This is a genomic window from Quadrisphaera sp. DSM 44207 (assembly GCF_900101335.1).
GTDB lineage: Bacteria > Actinomycetota > Actinomycetes > Actinomycetales > Quadrisphaeraceae > DSM-44207.
In genome coordinates, this window is sequence record NZ_FNKA01000004.1 from 227991 (window position 1) to 243559 (window position 15569).

General features: G+C 78.1%; 14 protein-coding genes. 3 read left to right on the forward strand and 11 right to left on the reverse strand.

Features of this window, described 5'->3' with window-relative positions; all coding sequences use genetic code 11:
- Positions 1-4 precede the first annotated feature (4 nt).
- The 5 genes from BLS82_RS15050 to BLS82_RS15070 form a co-directional block, all read right to left on the reverse strand.
- On the reverse strand, positions 5-1339 hold the full coding sequence (locus BLS82_RS15050) for an MFS transporter (protein ID WP_218123983.1): 1335 nt from the start codon (positions 1337-1339) through the stop codon (positions 5-7).
- A 43-nt stretch (positions 1340-1382) separates the two neighbouring features.
- Positions 1383-1769 carry an ATP-binding protein gene (locus BLS82_RS15055; RefSeq protein ID WP_092867467.1) on the reverse strand — a complete coding sequence of 129 codons (387 nt, stop codon included), beginning with the start codon at positions 1767-1769 and terminating at the stop codon, positions 1383-1385.
- Between the two features lie 72 nt (positions 1770-1841).
- Positions 1842-3236: a DNA polymerase IV gene (locus BLS82_RS15060; RefSeq protein WP_218123984.1), complete on the reverse strand. Its 1395-nt coding sequence runs from the start codon at positions 3234-3236 to the stop codon at positions 1842-1844.
- A gap of 19 nt (positions 3237-3255) precedes the next feature.
- Positions 3256-3783 (reverse strand): SprT-like domain-containing protein, encoded by a 528-nt coding sequence (locus BLS82_RS15065; RefSeq protein WP_092867469.1) that lies wholly within the window; start codon positions 3781-3783, stop codon positions 3256-3258.
- 88 nt (positions 3784-3871) lie between these two features.
- Positions 3872-5371 carry a gamma-glutamylcyclotransferase gene (locus BLS82_RS15070; protein ID WP_092867472.1) on the reverse strand — a complete coding sequence of 500 codons (1500 nt, stop codon included), beginning with the start codon at positions 5369-5371 and terminating at the stop codon, positions 3872-3874.
- A gap of 50 nt (positions 5372-5421) precedes the next feature.
- Between BLS82_RS15070 and BLS82_RS15075 the strand changes: the two genes are divergently transcribed.
- Positions 5422-6357: a LysR substrate-binding domain-containing protein gene (locus BLS82_RS15075; RefSeq protein WP_092867474.1), complete on the forward strand. Its 936-nt coding sequence runs from the start codon at positions 5422-5424 to the stop codon at positions 6355-6357.
- Between the two features lie 19 nt (positions 6358-6376).
- Here the strand turns inward: BLS82_RS15075 and BLS82_RS15080 are convergent, their stop codons facing one another.
- Positions 6377-7006 (reverse strand): NAD(P)-dependent oxidoreductase, encoded by a 630-nt coding sequence (locus BLS82_RS15080; RefSeq protein WP_092867476.1) that lies wholly within the window; start codon positions 7004-7006, stop codon positions 6377-6379.
- Positions 7007-7045: 39 nt separating this feature from the next.
- Positions 7046-7927, reverse strand: a complete 882-nt coding sequence (locus tag BLS82_RS15085) for an inositol monophosphatase family protein (protein ID WP_218123985.1) — start codon at positions 7925-7927, stop codon at positions 7046-7048.
- Between the two features lie 67 nt (positions 7928-7994).
- Here BLS82_RS15085 and BLS82_RS15090 point away from each other — a divergent pair, with 67 nt between their 5' ends.
- Together BLS82_RS15090 and BLS82_RS15095 are read left to right on the forward strand one after the other, a co-directional pair.
- Positions 7995-8963: a LysR family transcriptional regulator gene (locus BLS82_RS15090; RefSeq protein WP_092867560.1), complete on the forward strand. Its 969-nt coding sequence runs from the start codon at positions 7995-7997 to the stop codon at positions 8961-8963.
- Between the two features lie 111 nt (positions 8964-9074).
- A complete protein-coding gene (locus BLS82_RS15095) occupies positions 9075-11033 on the forward strand; it encodes an ABC transporter ATP-binding protein (protein ID WP_369811101.1) in 1959 nt (652 codons plus the stop codon).
- On the opposite strand, the gene BLS82_RS15100 is transcribed toward BLS82_RS15095, so the two are convergent.
- The 4 genes from BLS82_RS15100 to BLS82_RS15895 all read right to left on the reverse strand — a co-directional run.
- A complete protein-coding gene (locus BLS82_RS15100) occupies positions 10985-12079 on the reverse strand; it encodes a hypothetical protein (protein ID WP_092867478.1) in 1095 nt (364 codons plus the stop codon). The two genes, BLS82_RS15095 and BLS82_RS15100, sit on opposite strands and share 49 nt — an antisense overlap.
- The gene (locus BLS82_RS15105) at positions 12076-13053 is read right to left on the reverse strand and encodes a DMT family transporter (protein ID WP_092867480.1); all 978 of its coding nucleotides are present in this window, start codon (positions 13051-13053) and stop codon (positions 12076-12078) included. Before BLS82_RS15105 ends, BLS82_RS15100 begins: the two co-directional genes overlap by 4 nt.
- A 243-nt stretch (positions 13054-13296) precedes the next feature.
- The gene (locus BLS82_RS15110) at positions 13297-15303 is read right to left on the reverse strand and encodes a putative bifunctional diguanylate cyclase/phosphodiesterase (RefSeq protein WP_092867482.1); all 2007 of its coding nucleotides are present in this window, start codon (positions 15301-15303) and stop codon (positions 13297-13299) included.
- 75 nt (positions 15304-15378) lie between these two features.
- Positions 15379-15569, reverse strand: a 191-nt coding sequence (locus tag BLS82_RS15895) for a hypothetical protein (RefSeq protein WP_218123986.1), incomplete at its 5' end; no start/stop codon positions are given.

Here is a 15569-nt window from a genome sequence, read left to right on the forward strand (position 1 = left end):
CCGCTCAGCGGCGGGACGCCCGCGCCGCGCGCCGCTCCTGGCGCAGGCGGGCGAGGACCTCGCGCACGGGCGGGACGACGACGCCCTCGGCGGCCATGCGGCGGCGCACGAGGCGGCGGGTGACCAGGATCCCGACCACGCCGACCGCCCACACCGGGTACTGCACGGCCAGGGCCAGGCGGAAGTCCGCAAGGGCGTAGGCCCCGCCGGGCCCGTCGGCCGTCAGGTCGAGGACGATGCCGACGGCCAGCACGACGACGAGCGAGGCGGCGAACCCGCCGATGTTGACGATGCCCGTGGCGGTGCCCAGGCGCACCTGCGGGTTGAAGGTGCGCGCGAAGTCGAAGCCGACCATCGAGCCGGGCCCGCCGGTGGCCAGGGCCAGCACGAGCACCACGAGCAGCCACAGCGGCGCCCGGCCCGGCCACGCCAGCACCGCCGTCCACGCGGTGGCGTTGACGGCGACGATGGTGAGCACCAGCCAGGAGCGGCGCAGCGGGTGGCGCTGGACGAGGACGCCGAGGAAGGGCCCGCACACCAGGCCCGCGAGCACGAACAGGGTGACCAGGGCGCTGGCCCGCGCGGGCGGCAGGCCCTGCGCGGAGACGAGGAACGGGAAGCCCCACATCAGCGCGAAGACCGTGCCGGGGAACTGGGTGGAGAAGTGCGACCACAGCCCCAGCCGGGTGCCCGGGTGCAGCCACGAGCGGGCGAGGTCCTCCCCCACCCGCTGCCAGGACAGCGGGGGTCCCGTGAGCAGGGGCACGCCGGGCGCGTCGCGCAGCACCGCCCACGCGAGCGCGGCCGCGACGACGCCGAGGGCTGCGGCGGCGCCGAACGCCGCCGTCCAGCCGGCCGCGCCGAGCAGGGCGACGAGGGGGACGGCGGAGAGCACCTGGCCCGCCTGGCCCACCAGCCCGGTCATCTGGGTGACGATCGGTGCCCGCGCGGGCGGGAACCACGCGGGCACCAGGCGCAGGACGCTGACGAAGGTCAGGGCGTCGCCGGCGCCGACCAGCACCCGGCCCAGCACGGCCACGGGCACGGTCTCCCCGAGCGCCAGCACGAGCTGCCCGAGCGCCATGACGAGCGCCCCGGTGGTGACCAGGCGCCGCGAGCCGAACCGGTCGAGCGCCAGGCCCGCGGGCACCTGCAGCCCGGCGTAGACCAGCAGCTGCAGCACCGTGAACGCCGACAGCGCGCTGGCGCCGGCGTCGAAGCGCTCCGCGGCCTCCAGGCCCGCCACGCCGAAGGACGTGCGCTGCAGCACCGCGACGACGTAGGCGGCCACGCCCGCGCCCCACACCGCCCAGGCGCGCCACGCCCCCCGCACCCGCACCCGGCCATTCTGCCGAGGGCGGGCGGCGCCCCGGGGGTGGGGCTCAGACGGCGAGCTCGAACCAGACGACCTTACCGAGGTCGTCGTCGGCCACGCCCCAGCGCGTGGCCACCATGTCGACGATCGCGAGGCCGCGGCCGTCGAGGGCGGCGGCGTCGAGCTCCTGCACGCGCGGGCGGCGGGAGTTGTCGTCGCCGACCTCGACCCTCAGGCACCGCGGGCTCGCGCACACGCTCAGGCGCACCTCGCTGCGGCCGTGGATGACCGCGTTGGTGACGACCTCGCTGACGAGCAGCTCGGCGCTGTCCGCGGCGTCGCCCCTGACGCCGGCCGCGCGGCACTCCTCGGCGAGCAGGCGGCGGGCGCGCCCCGCCGCCGTCAGGTCGCACGGCAGCACCGCCAGCAGCGGGGCCTCGGGGAGGGATGACATGGCCGGACCAGTGTCGCCGTGATCGTGGAGGTGTCAACCACCCCGGTGCGGATGTCGCGGTGCCCGGGCGGGTCACCAGGCGGGGGGGTCCGCGGGCGCGAGGTCCGGGTCGTCCGCGCGGTAGGTGCGCACGGGGCCGACGGGCGTGCGCGGGCCCTCGAAGCGGACGGTGACGCGGCCGAGCCCGCTGCCCTGCACCCACCCGGCTCCGAGGGCGGCGTGGACGACGTCCTGCCCGGGCCGCCAGGCGGGGCCCGCCGGCGAGGCGTCTGGCGAGGAGTCCTCCCCCGGGGGGTCTCCTGCGTCGGGGACGGCCGCGTCGAGGACGGCCGCGCCGACGGCGTCCGGCAGGCCCTCGCCGTCCGCGCCGCGCGGGGCCGGCCGCGAGGGCTCGGGGCGGGGGAGGAGGTCGGCGAGGAGGTCCTGCTGCACGTGCTCGGTCAGGCCCGCGACGCCCACGCCGAGCAGGCGGACGCCGTCGGCGACGTCGACGCCCGCGAGCAGGGCGAGGGCCGTGGCGGTCACCTCGCGCGCGTCGTCCGTCGGCTGCGCGAGCGTCGCGGAGCGGCCGAGGGTCGTGAAGTCGTAGCGGCGCACCTTGATCGTCACGGTGCGCCCGCACACGCCGGCGGCGCGCAGGCGGTCCGTGACGCGGCCGGCCAGGCGCCGCACCTGGTCGGCCAGGAGCCGCCGGTCGGTCAGGTCGGTGGCGAAGGTCTCCTCCGCCGAGACCGACTTCGCGTCGCGCTCGGCGACGACGGGCCGGGCGTCCGCGCCGCGCGCGTAGGCGTGCAGGGCAGCGCCGTTGGCGCGGCCGAGGAGCCCGACGACCTCCCGCTCGTCGGCGGCCGCCAGGTCGCCGACCGTGCGGACGCCGAGCCCGGCCAGCCGGGCCCCGGTCACCGCTCCCACGCCCGGCAGCCGCCGCACGGGCAGCGGGGCGAGCAGCGCGGCCTCCGCGCCGGGCTCGACCACGGTCAGGCCGTCGGGCTTGCGCAGGTCCGACCCGATCTTGGCGACGAGCTTGGAGGTGCCCACGCCGACCGACGCGGTCAGGCCCGTCGCGGCGCGCAACTGGGCGCGGAAGCGCTCGGCCAGCGCCGTGGCCGCCGCGGCGTCGAGGTCGGGGTGCGCGGGGGTCAGGTCGACGTAGGCCTCGTCGAGGGAGAGCGGCTCGACCACCGGTGACAGCTCGTGCAGCAGCGCCATCACCGCACCGGAGGCGGTGCGGTAGGCGGCGAAGCGGGGGGCGAGGTAGGCGGCGTTCGGGCAGCGGCGCCGCGCCTCCCCCGTCGCCATCGCGGAGCCCACGCCGAACGCCCGCGCCTCGTACGAGGCGGTGGCGACCACGCCGCGCACGCCCGTGCCGCCCACGACGACCGGCTTGCCGCGCAGCGAGGGCTTGTCGCGCTGCTCGACCGCCGCGTAGAACGCGTCGAGGTCGAGGTGCAGGACGGTGCGCGGCACCGCAGCACGGTAGGCGCCCTCAGGCCAGAGCGGGGGCCGGGCAGGGCAGGGCCCGCAGCGCGGCCAGCTCGGCGAGGTAGCGCGGCGACATGGGCACCGCCTCGCCGCGCAGGCGCCACTCGAGCAGGGCGCCCGGGTCGAAGCGGCGGGAGCAGCGGGCGCAGGACGCCGGCCGCGCCGGGCGGCGGTGGCGGCCGGTGGTGTGCCCGCGCGGGCACGTGCCGAGCCATGCGGTGGCGGGGCGCGGGGCGGTGGCCGGCAGGCGCGCGACGCCGCTGCAGCCGATGGCCAGCGCCCTCGCGCGCCAGACGGCGTCGTGCCCGTGGTGGGCGCCGACGAGGGCGTGGGCGATCTCGTGCAGCACGGTGTCGGTGACCTCGGCCTCGCTGTGCAGCGCGGTCAGCACGCGGCTGAGGCCGATCTCGCGCCGCGCCGGCCGGCACACCCCCGCGCGGGTGCGCGCCCGGTCGAGCACCAGCCGCCACCCGTGCAGCCCGTGCTCGGCCATCAGCCCGCGCGCCAGCTGCTGCGCCGCCCCGATCTCCACCCCAGCGCCTCCCGCTCACCCCGACCGCGGCGGCTCCTCGACCACCGCTGGGACGGGACGCTAGGGGTGGGCACCGACAGCGCGGCGCTCAGCGCGGGGCCGTGGTGGCGAGGTCGACGAGGTCGCGCAGCACCGCGGCCGCGGTCGGGGTGGCGTCGTGGTGCAGCCCCGTGGCCGCGATGCGGCCCGCGACGTCGGTGTGCAGGACGACGCCGGTCTCCTGCGCGTCCATGCGGGCCAGCGGGTGGTGCTCGGGCAGCGCCGTGGGGCGCACGGACAGCCGCCAGCCGTCCGCCGGGCCGTCCGCCGGGCCGTCCGCCGCGCCGTCCGCCGGGCCGGCGACGCGCTCGGCGAGGCCGAGCAGGACGACGACCTCGCCGCGCCGGCGCGTCGCCTGCAGCTGCGCCGGGTCCACGCCGCGGATGCCGGTGACGTCGACGTCGCCGAGCGCGGCGCGGTGGCCGAGCGCCGCGGCGGCGAGCGTGACGAGCTTGACCGCGGTGTCCCACCCGTCCACGTCCAGGGAGGGGTCGGCCTCGGCGACGCCGTGCCGCTGGGCCCGGGCCACCGCCTCCTCGACCGCGGCGCCCTCCTCCACCGCGCGCAGCACCAGCTGGCAGGTGCTGTTCAGCACCGCCTCCACCCGCAGCGCCGAGGCGGAGACCAGCACGCGCCGGGCGAGGTCGACCGTCGGCAGGGACGCCCCGACGCACGCGCTGAAGCGCACGGGCGCGCCGTCCGCGCCGTCGCCGCCCACCAGCTCCTCCCAGGCGAGGACGAGCGGGGCCTTGTTCGCCAGGACGACGCCCAGCCCGCGCCGGCGCGCCTCGAGCGCCGCGGCCAGGCCCGCGCCGCCGTGGACGAGGTCGCCCGGACCGGCCTCCACGAGCAGGTCGACGTCCTCCCCGAGCCCGGCGAGCACCTCGGCGACGCCGGCGCCGGGACGACCGGCGCCGGGCAGCCGCGCGGCGGAGGACCCGCGGCCCTTGAGGTCGAGCAGCGCGGCCGGCGGCAGGCCCCCTGCCGCCACGGCCGCCCCGCCGGAGTCCACCGCGCCGACCACGGTCAGCACCAAGCGGTGCCGCTCGCGCAGGTCACCGGCGCGCTGGTCGAGCAGGCGCAGCAGCCCTGCGCCCACCGAGCCCAGGCCGGAGACGACCACCCGCCGGTGCACCAGCGGCTCCGGCGACTGCGGGCGCGGCACGTACACCCGCGCGGTGCGACCGGAGACCAGCGGGACGGCGGCGCGGACGCAGGCACCGGACTCGTACTCGTCGGCGGCCGCCAGCTGGCCGGCGTCCAGCGCGAGCACCGTGCCCGCCACCCGTGCCGCGGGGTCGGGCGAGGCCAGGAGCACCGCGTGGGTGTCGCTGCCGGACAGGGCCACCGCTCGCGGGTCGAGGATGCGGAGCCGCCCCGCCGCATGGCCGGCCACCGCGTCGGGCTCGCCGGGCACCCGGGTGCCGAAGACGGCCTCCTGCACCGCCGGCGACTGCAGGGTGCCGTAGGAGAAGACGAGCTCGGTGGCCGCGCCGCGAGCACCGGGCGAGGAGTCGGGCGAGGAGTCGGGCGAGGAGTCGGGGGACACGCCAGCACGGTGACGGCCCCGGTGCGTGCAGGTCCATCGAGGATGTGCGGATGGAACCGTCCAGCCCCGGCTTCACGGTCGACGTGCGCCGGCTGCGGGTGCTGCGCGAGCTGGCCGACCGCGGCACGGTCGTCGCCACGGCCGCCGCCCTGCACCTGACCCCGTCGGCGGTCTCCCAGCAGATCGCCGTCCTGGCCCGCGAGGCCGGCGTCCCGCTGCTGGCCAGGGCCGGGCGCGGGGTGGTCCTCACCGACGCCGCGCGGATCCTGCTCGCCCACGCCGACGCGATCCACGCCCAGCTCGAGCGCGCCCGCCACGACCTGCTCGCGCACGCCGACGGCGGGGTCGGGCGGCTCGGCGTCGGCGCCTTCGCCACCGCCATCAGCGGTCTGCTGTGCCCGGTCCTGGCCGACTGGCGCCGCGAGCGCCCCGGCGTCGACGTGCGCGTCCACGAGGTCGAGGGCGAGGACGCCCTCACCGCGCTGCACCACGGCGAGGTCGACGCCGCGGTGGTGATGGAGTGGCGGCGGGCGCCGGCGCGCGGCGACGCCCGCTACGCGCGCCGTCCCCTGCTGCGCGACCCCCTGGACCTGCTCCTGCCCGCCGACCACCCCCTCGCCACCGCCGCGGCCGACGAGCCCGTGGCGCTGTCGGACCTCGCCGAGGAGGTCTGGGTCACCGGCCTGAGCGGTCCGTGCCAGGACGTCGTGCTCGACGCCTGCACCGCCGCCGGCTTCACCCCGCTCACGCACCACCGCAGCGGGGACTGGACCGCCGTGGGCGCGCTGGTCGCCGCCGGCCGCGGCCTGGCGCTGGTGCCCCGCCTGGCCGTGACCGCTGCCCCGCCCGGCACGGCGCTGCGCCGCCTGGCGCACCCGCGCCCGACCCGCCCGGTCTCGCTGGTCACCCGCGCCGGCTCCGAGGGCTCCCCCCTGCTCGCCGCGCTGGTGCAGGCCCTGGTCGAGCGCGCCCGGCGGGTGTCCTGACCGCGCGCCGGGCCGCGGGTCAGGTGAGCGGGACGGCGACGCGACCGGCGTGGCAGGGGTGCCTGGCCTCGTCGAGCATCGCGGCGGCCACGGTCGCCCGGGAGACGGTGCGCGGCAGCAGCCGGCGCGGGACGTCGTCCAGGGCCACGGTGGTGCGCGCGGGGCTGAGCGGTCCGTTGGTCAGGGGGCCGGCGTGGACCACGCTGGCTCCCAGTGGCAGCAGGAGCGCGTCGGCGCCGGCCTTGTCGGAGACCTCCCCGCCCAGGACGGTGCGCAGCAGCGCCCGGGTGAGGGGACCGGCGGGGCGGGCGGAGCCCCCGGTGCCGAAGGCGCTGAGCCACACCACGCGGGGCACCGGGCCGCTCGCGCGGGCAGCGGCCAGCGCCCTGGCCCCCGTGGTCAGGATGTCGTCGGGGCTGCCCTCGACCCGGCCCAGCGCCGAGACCACGGCGTCGGCGCCTGACAGGCCCGGGGTCAGCGACGGTGGGTCGGTGACGTCGGCGGCGACCGGGTGCAGCCGCGGGGAGGCGGGCAGGTCCAGCCGGTCCGGGTTGCGGGCCAGCGCGACCACGTCGTGGCCGCGGGCGAGGGCCTGGGTGACCAGGTGGCGACCGGTGGCTCCGGTGGCGGCGAGGACGGCGATGCGCACGAGGGCTCCGTGGAGTGGGGTGGCGGTGGCTCGGGCCGGTCAGGCGAGGGGGGACAGGACGTCGACGGCCTGGGAGTGCAGGGCGGGCGCGGTGGCGAGGAAGTCGCGGCTGCCCAGGCTCCACGCCTTCCCGTGCAGGTCGCTGATGGTGCCGCCGGCCTCGGTGACCAGCAGGGCGCCGGCGAGCAGGCCGGAGCGCACGGCGCTGTGCTGCCAGAACACGTCCGTGCGACCGGCGGCGACGTCGAGCAGCTGCAGCGTCGGCGGCACCGAGACCCGCGCCACCCCGCAGGCCGCCATCATCGCGGTCACGGAGCGGCCGATCAGCCGGAAGGTGCCCGCGCTCTCGCGCGGACTGGCCTGCCCGGTGCCGACCAGGGCCGCGGACAGCTCGGTCTTGCCCGAGGTGCGCAGGACCGCGCCGTCGAGGCGCGCGCCGCCTCCGGCGACGGCCGTGCAGACGGCTCGGGCCAGCGGCAGGTGGACCACGGCCAGCAGCGGCTGGCCGTCGCGCACCAGGGTGGCGGTCACGGCCCACTCGCCCAGCCCGTGCACGTGGTTGATCGCTCCCTCGACCGGGTCGACGACCCACCACTCACCCGCCGGCAGGGCGCCGTCGTCCAGCTCGTCCTCGACCCACCCCGCGCCGGGACGGGCCGCCTGCAGCCGCGGGCGCAGGACGGCGAGGGAGGCGGCGTCGCCGGCCCGGATGGCGGCGACGACCTCCTCGCGCGTCCTCGGGCGCACCGCGGCGGGAGAGCGCTCGAGCAGGCGCTCGCCGGCCGCCTCCGCGGCGGCGACGACCTCGGCGAGCAGCGCCTCGTCGACGTCGTGGTCGCCCGCGGCGGCCGAGCGGGCGGTGCGGGCGGTGCGGGCGGTGCGGGCGTCCGGGGAGGCGGCGCGGGCGTCGGTGGGGGGCACGGACCCAGCGTCGAGACCCGGGACGCATGATGTCCAGTGCACGTTCTGCACTCCTGGAGTGCACCGCGTGCACCTGGACCTGAACCTGCTGACGACCCTGGACGCGCTGCTCGAGGAGGGCAGCGTCAGCGGCGCGGCCGACCGGCTGCACCTGTCGCCACCGGCGATGAGCCGCGCGCTCGGCCGCCTGCGGCGCGCCACCGGCGACGAGGTCCTGGTGCGCACCGGTCGCACGATGACCCCCACCCCGTGGGCGGTGGCGGTGCGGGCGCAGGTGCACGCCCTGGTCCAGCAGGCGCACGCCGTGCTCTCCCCGGACCGCGACCTCGACCCGGCCTCCCTGGACCGCACCTTCGCGCTGCGCTGGCACGACGCGGTGACGGCGACCGTGGGCCCGGCGCTGCTCGCCCGGGTGCGCGAGCGGGCGCCGGGGGTGCGGCTGCGCTTCCTGCCCGAGACCAGCGACGATCCCGACGACCTGCGCCACGGCCGCGTCGACCTGGAGGTCCACGCCGGCTCCGCCGCCGGCGGCGTCCGGTACGAGACCGTCGCGCACGACCACCTCGTCGTCGTCCTGCGCGCCGGGCACCCCGCTGCGGCGAACGGCGAGCTGTCCCTCGAGCGCTACGCGGCGGCCGAGCACGTCACCGTCTCCCGGCGCGGTCGCCTGCGCGACGCCGTGGACGACGCGCTGGAGGCCCGAGGGCTGGCGCGGCGGGTCGTCGCCGCCGCTCCCACCGCCTCCGCGGCGCTGCACTTCGTCCGCTCCGGCGACCTGATCGCCGCGGTCCCCTCGACCGCCGCGTCCGCGCTGGCCGGCCAGGCCGACCTGCAGCGCCTGCCGCTGCCGCTGGACCTGCCGCCCGTGCCCCTCGGGATCGCCTGGCACCAGCGCTACGACGGCGACCCCGCCCACGCGTGGCTGCGCGACCTCGTGCGCACCGCGCTGCGCGCCGCGTCCTCCGGCCAGGGCCAGGAGCCGCCGGCGGCGGGCGGGTCGGGGCCCTCGGGCGCTGCGCCCGCGCGCCCGCGGTAGGCGCGGCGGCGCCGGGCTGTCGGGACGCGGGTGCAGGATGGCGCGCAGCGCGCGGGGAGCACCCGCGCGGCGCCGCGCGGGTGCGGCCGGGCCGTCGGGGAGGAGGCCGCCGTGAGCATGGAGATGGCGGCGTGGAGGTCGCTCTACGCCGGTCGCGGGCCGGAGGGCGAGCGGCCCCGCCTGTCGCGGGCGACGCTGCGGCGCATGGCCGCGTTCGCGCGCCCGCACCGGCGCAGCCTCGCGCTCTTCCTCGCGCTCAGCGTGGCGATGGCCGTCCTCGCCGTCGCGGGCCCGGTGCTGGCCGGCCGGGTCGTCGACGCGATCGTCGGCGGCGCGGCGCTGGGCGTGGTGGTGCGCCTGGCGGTCCTGATCGCCGTCCTCGCCGTGGCCGAGGCGGGGCTCGGGCTGCTGGTGCGCTGGCTGTCGTCGACGATCGGGGAGGGCCTGATCCTCGACCTGCGCACGGCGGTGTTCGACCACGTCCAGCGCATGCCGGTCGCGTTCTTCACGCGCACGCGCACCGGGGCGCTGGTCAGCCGGCTCAACAACGACGTGATCGGCGCGCAGCGGGCCTTCAGCGACACCCTCTCCGGCGTCGTCAGCAACCTCGTGGCCGTCGCCCTGACGCTCGTGGTGATGGTGGGGATCTCCTGGCAGGTCACCCTGCTGGCCCTGCTGCTGCTGCCGGTCTTCGTCCTGCCGGCCCGCCGCACGGGCGCGCGGCTGGCGCGCCTGGAGCGGGAGGCGGCGGACCACGACGCCGCGATGGGCGCGCAGATGACCGAGCGGTTCTCCGCGCCCGGCGCCACGCTCGTGAAGCTCTTCGGGCGCCCGGAGCGGGAGTCCGCCGAGTTCGCCGCCCGGGCCCGGCGCGTGCGCGACATCGGCGTGCGCACGGCGATGGTGCAGTGGGCGTTCTTCACCGCCCTGACGCTGGTCTCCTCCCTCGCCCTGGCGCTGGTGTACGGCCTCGGCGGGGCCTACGCGCTGCGCGGCACCCTCGAGGCCGGGGACGTCGTCACGCTCGCGCTGCTCATCACGCGCCTGTACGCCCCGCTGACGGAGCTCTCCAGCGCCCGGGTGGAGGTGATGAGCGCCCTCGTCAGCTTCGAGCGCGTCTTCGAGGTGCTCGACCTCGTCCCGCTGGTGCGCGAGGCGCCCGACGCCGTGCCGGCGCCCGACGGCCCGCTGTCCGTGGAGCTGGAGGACGTCCGGTTCGCCTACCCCTCCGCCGAGCAGGTGTCGCTGGCCTCCCTCGAGGACGTCGCGCAGCTGGACGCCCGCGGCGGCGGAGAGGTGCTGCACGGGGTCTCCTTCCGCGCCGAGCCCGGCCAGCTCGTCGCGCTGGTCGGCTCCTCCGGCGCCGGGAAGTCGACCATCGCCTCCCTGGTGCCGCGCCTGTACGACGTCACGGGCGGCGCGGTGCGCCTCGGCGGCGTCGACGTGCGGCACCTGACGGCAGCCTCCGTGCGCGAGGCCGTCGGGATGGTCACCCAGGACGGCCACCTGTTCCACGAGTCGATCCGCGCCAACCTGCTCTTCGCGCGCCCGGAGGCGGGCGAGGCGGAGCTGTGGGACGCGCTGGCCCGCGCGCGCCTGGCCGACCTCGTCGCGGACCTGCCGGACGGCCTCGACACCGTGGTCGGCGAGCGCGGGTACCGCTTCTCGGGCGGGGAGCGGCAGCGGCTGACGATCGCGCGGCTGCTGCTCGCCCGCCAGCGCGTGGTGATCCTCGACGAGGCCACCGCCCACCTCGACTCCACTTCGGAGGCGCAGGTGCAGGCCGCGCTCGACGAGGCGCTGGGCGGGCGCACGGCCCTCGTCATCGCCCACCGGCTGTCCACCGTGCGCGCGGCCGACCTCATCCTCGTCGTCGAGGACGGCCGGGTCGTCGAGCGGGGCACGCACGCCGCGCTGCTGGCCGCGGGCGGGCGGTACGAGCAGCTGCACCGCACCCAGTTCGCCCAGCGCGCCCCCGCGGACGCCGCGGCAGCGGGCGCCGCTGCGGGAGCGGTGCCGGCTCAGCCGGCGTCGGGCGAGGCGTCCACCGACCGGGCGCGGTGGGCGTAGGCGGCCGCGCGCACCGCCTCGTCGCTCTCCAGCCCGGCCCCGAGCGCGCCGCCCGCCGTCGCCAGCGAGCTGGTCAGCCAGGCCAGCTCCACCCAGTCCCCGGCGCCGACGTCGTGACCGATGGCATCGGCGAACAGCGCGGGCACCACGAGCAGCAGCGCGGCCAGCAGGGCGAGGACGAGCAGCGCGGCGTAGAAGCACAGCACCCCGACGACGACGGTGCCGGTGGTGGCGAGGTTGAACAGCGCGACCTGCTTGCGCGCGCGGGGGGAACGGGCGCGCTCCCACAGCCCGGCGCCGGCGATCAGGGTGACGGCGACGGCGACCACCGCCCCGAGCCCGACCGCCACGTGGCGCACGGCGCCGAACGCGTCGGCGAGCCGCCAGATGTCGGAGGTGACGAGCGCGAAGACGCCCGTGGCCACGGCCGCGGCCAGCGCCCGGGAGAGCCCGGCGGCCAGGCGCCAGGGCTGGTTGGCGCGCACCATGCCGACCAGCAGCCGCAGGTTGCCGGTGAGCACCCGCGCCGTGAAGCGCACGCCGTCCCCGCCGGCGCCGGCCTGGTCCTCGCCCAGCTCGCGCAGGCGCCGGCCCAACCCCGCCGAGCGCGGCGCGGCGGCCGCCTCCTCGTCGTCCCCCAGCAGCGTGCGCACCAGCCCCAGCACGGTCGAGCGCGCGCGCCGGTGCAGGCCCACCGCGCCGAGCGCCGGCACGCAGAGCACCGCGACGCCGTGCACCGGGCTGGCGTGGGCCACGACCGGGCGGCGCGCGACCTGCAGCGGCAGGTCGGTCAGGCAGACGGCGAGGTCCCACTCCTCCTCCAGCAGGCGCCGGCGCGCGGCCGCGACGAGCTCGCCGTCGTCGGCGGGCGGGACGACGAGGCCGTCCTCGACGGCCACCGCGCGCCACTCGACGTCCGGCAGCCGGCGCCCGAGCTCGCCGGGCAGCTCTTGCGCCAGGTGCCGCGCGAGCGCCGCCGGCGTGCCAGGAGCGCCGACGAGGCCGACGACGACGTCGCCGCGGGCGGCCTGCGCCGGAGCGCTCACCGCGGCCCCGCCCCGGGGGAGTCGTCCGCGGCGGCGGCCACCGGCGCCGCCTCGTCGACCGCCGGCGCAGCGCTGCCCTCGCGCGAGGCGGGGTCCGCGGGTGCGGCGGGGTCGCCCGGTGCGGCCGGGCGCCGCGTGGCCAGCCAGCAGCCGAGCAGCACGAGGGGGAAGCCGATCGCCATGCCCGGGGTGAAGCGCTCGTCGAGCAGGGCGATGCCGAGGGCCAGCGCGACGACCGGGTTGAGGAAAGTGATCACCAGCGCGCGGTTGGGCCCCACCTCGGCGATGAGGGCGAAGAAGACGACGAAGGCCGCGGCGGTGCACACCACGGTCAGCAGCACGACGCTGGTGACCACCTGCCCGCTCGGCCACCGCGCCGGCAGGGACGCCGCGGCGAAGGGCGCGTAGACCACCGCGGTGATCACCAGCGAGGCCGTGATCACCGCGAGCGGCGGGACGTCGCGCAGGGAGCGGCTGACCACCAGCGGCGCCGTCCCGTAGCCGAGGGCGACCAGGCCCACCTCGACCGCGGCGCCGACCTGCGCGCCGCGCACGTCGAGCCCGAGCAGCACGGCCACCCCGGCCAGGCCGACCCCGAGGCCGAGCGCGCGCCCGGCGGTGAGGCGGTCGTCGCCGCCGACCAGTCGGGTGGCCACGGCGGCCACCAGCGGCACGGCCGCCACCAGCAGGCCGGTCAGGGCGCTCGGCAGCTCCTCCTCGGCGTGCGAGAGCAGCAGCCACGGGCCCGTGACCTCCAGCACCGTGTACGCCAGCACGGGCCGCCAGGAGCGGAGCACCGCGCGCAGGGCCCCCGGCCGCACCGCCAGCGGCGCCAGCAGCAGCGCCGCCAGCCCGGCCCGCACCGCCACGAGCACCACGGGCTCGAGCTCGGTGACGGCCACCCGGATCAGCAGGTACGGCGTGCCCCACACCACCGCCATGACCGCGAACAGCGCCCAGCCGCGCCGGCTCATCCCGCTCCTCCCCTGCCGGGCGGCGCCGCGCGCAGCCGCTGGGGCCCATCCTCCTGCACGGCCGTGCGGTGCTCGCGCACCCGGTCGTGGCGAGGGGGACGTGGACGCCGTACTGCTCGCAGCCCTCGCCGGGCTCGCGCTGGTCGACAGCACGAGCATCGGCACCCTCGTGGTGCCGCTGGTGCTGCTGCTGCGCCCTGGCCCTGGTCGACGCGCTCGCGAGGTGACGCACCTCCAGGCGCGTCAGTGCACCGCGGTCTGCGCCGCGGTCTGCGCCGCGGTCTGCGCCGTCCCGAACCGGCGCGGCGGCGCGCCGGCGTGCTCGTCGAGCCAGGAGAGCACCGACCCGGGCGGGATGGGCCGGCTGAGGACGTACCCCTGCACGGTGTCGCAGGCGAGGTCGGCGAGGGTGTTCCAGGCGTCCTCGTCCTCGACGCCCTCGGCCACCACCGACAGGCCCAGGTCCTTGGCGAGGTCCACGGTCGAGCGCACGATCACCTGGTCGGTGCGCCGGTGGGCCAGGGCGCGCACGAAGCAGCGGTCGATCTTCAGCTCGTCGACGGGCAGGCCCTGCAGGTAGGCCAGCGAGGAGTAGCCCGTGCCGTAGTCGTCCACGGACAGCGCGACCCCGAGCGCCTTCAGCTCGGTCAGCACCTCCAGCGCGGTGTCCGGGTCGGTCATCAGCGCGCTCTCGGTCAGCTCGAGCACCAGCCGCTCGCGCGGCACCGGCGAGCCCTGCAGCAGCGCCGCCACGCGCTGGGGGAAGGAGCGGTCCAGCACGTTGCGCACGGAGACGTTGACCGACACCGACAGGTCGTGGCCGGCCTGCGCCCACGCCGCGCAGGACGTCAGCGCGCTGTCGATGACGTGCAGCGTCAGCGCGTCGATCAGCCCGGTGTGCTCGACGAGGGGGATGAACACGTCCGGCATGACGGTGCCGTGCTGCGGGTGCTCCCAGCGCAGGAGGGCCTCCATGCCGTGCACCCGGCCGGTGCGCGTGTCGGCCTTGGGCTGGAAGTGCGGCACCAGCTCCCCGCGCTCGAGGGCGGAGCGCACGTCGCCGAGCAGGGCCAGGCGCTCGGGGCTGTAGTGGTCCGCGTCGCGGTCGTACGCCGCGACGCGGTCGGGCGCCTGCTTGGCCAGGTACATCGCGACGTCCGCGCGCTGCAGCAGCAGCTCCGCGGCGTCCCCGTGCTCGGGGGCCACCGCCACGCCGACGCTCGCGCCGACGGAGACGTTGAGCCCCCGCAGGTCCACGGGCTCCTCCAGCACGGCGACGAGGCGCCGCGCCACCGCCACGGCCTCCGCGGCGCCGTCCACGACGGGCAGCAGCACGGCGAACTCGTCCCCGCCGAGGCGCGCGAGGGTGTCGGACTCGCGCAGGACGCCGACGAAGCGCGCGGCCACCTGGCGCAGCAGCTCGTCGCCGTTGCCGTGCCCGAGGGTGTCGTTGACCTCCTTGAACCGGTCCAGGTCCAGCAGCAGCACCGCCGTGGGGGCCCCGGTGCGCCGCGCCGCGGCGAGCGCCCGCTCGGAGCGGTCGAACAGCAGGGTCCGGTTCGGCAGGCCGGTCAGGGCGTCGTGCAGCGCCTGGTGCTCGTTGTGCGCCAGCTGCGCGCGCAGCCGGCGGCTGGCCACCGAGACCAGGCGGAACAGCGAGGCCCACAGCAGCAGCAGGCCGCCCAGCAGCACGCCGACGAGCCGGCGGGTGTCGGCGGCCACGCCGTCCAGCACCGGCTGGTGGGGCGTGTGCAGCCCCACGACGGCCACGACGTCGCCGTCCGCCACCTGCAGCGGCGTGTAGACCGCCACCACGGGGCCCGCCCCCTGCTCGCTCGCGTCCGCGACGGCGTAGGCCGGCAGGCCCGTCTCGAGCACCCCGCGCACCACCGGCGACGGCGGCCCGTCGCGGCCGATCAGGCTGTGGTCGTCGCTGTAGAGGACGGCGCCGGTGGGGTCGAAGGCCTCGGCGCGCGTGAGGATCCCCTCCTCGACCCCGTCCGCCACGACCCGGTCGACCCGGGTCACCTCCGCCACGGTCAACCGGCCCCGGGCGGCGCCGTCGAGCAGCACCGACTCCAGGCCGACCTCCGTGACGAACCGGCCGCTGCGCAGGGCGTCCTGCAGGGCGCGCTCCTCGATCACGCCGCGCAGGCAGGCGCTGACGAGCACCGCCAGGACGGCGACCACGGCGAAGCTGGTGGTGCCGTAGACGGCCGTCAGCGACAGCCGTGCTGACCGAGCGGACACGCGGGCCTCCCACGCAGAAGAGCGGACCCCGGTCCATCGACGGGGGTCCGCTCCTCCTTGAGGCGCCTGGGGGTGTCAGCTGGGGGTGCCGCCGCCCGCCGCACCGCTGGGCGCGTTCCCGGCGTCCCGGACCTCCCCCTGCACCGCGCCGCCCTGGGCGCCCTGCTGCTGGCTGCCCTGCTGCTGGCTGCCCTGCTGCTCGCCGCCCGCGCTGGAGCCCACCGCCGCCTGCTGCTGGGAGGAGGTCAGGTCGATGCTCTCCCCAC

Bases quoted from the DNA above. Each gene is read 5' to 3' on its own strand.
- BLS82_RS15055 (WP_092867467.1), bottom strand. From the start codon at position 1,769: ATGTCATCCCTCCCCGAGGCCCCGCTGCTGGCGGTGCTGCCGTGCGAC.
- BLS82_RS15105 (WP_092867480.1), bottom strand. From the start codon at position 13,053: ATGAGCCGGCGCGGCTGGGCGCTGTTCGCGGTCATGGCGGTGGTGTGG.
- BLS82_RS15075 (WP_092867474.1), top strand. From the start codon at position 5,422: ATGGAACCGTCCAGCCCCGGCTTCACGGTCGACGTGCGCCGGCTGCGG.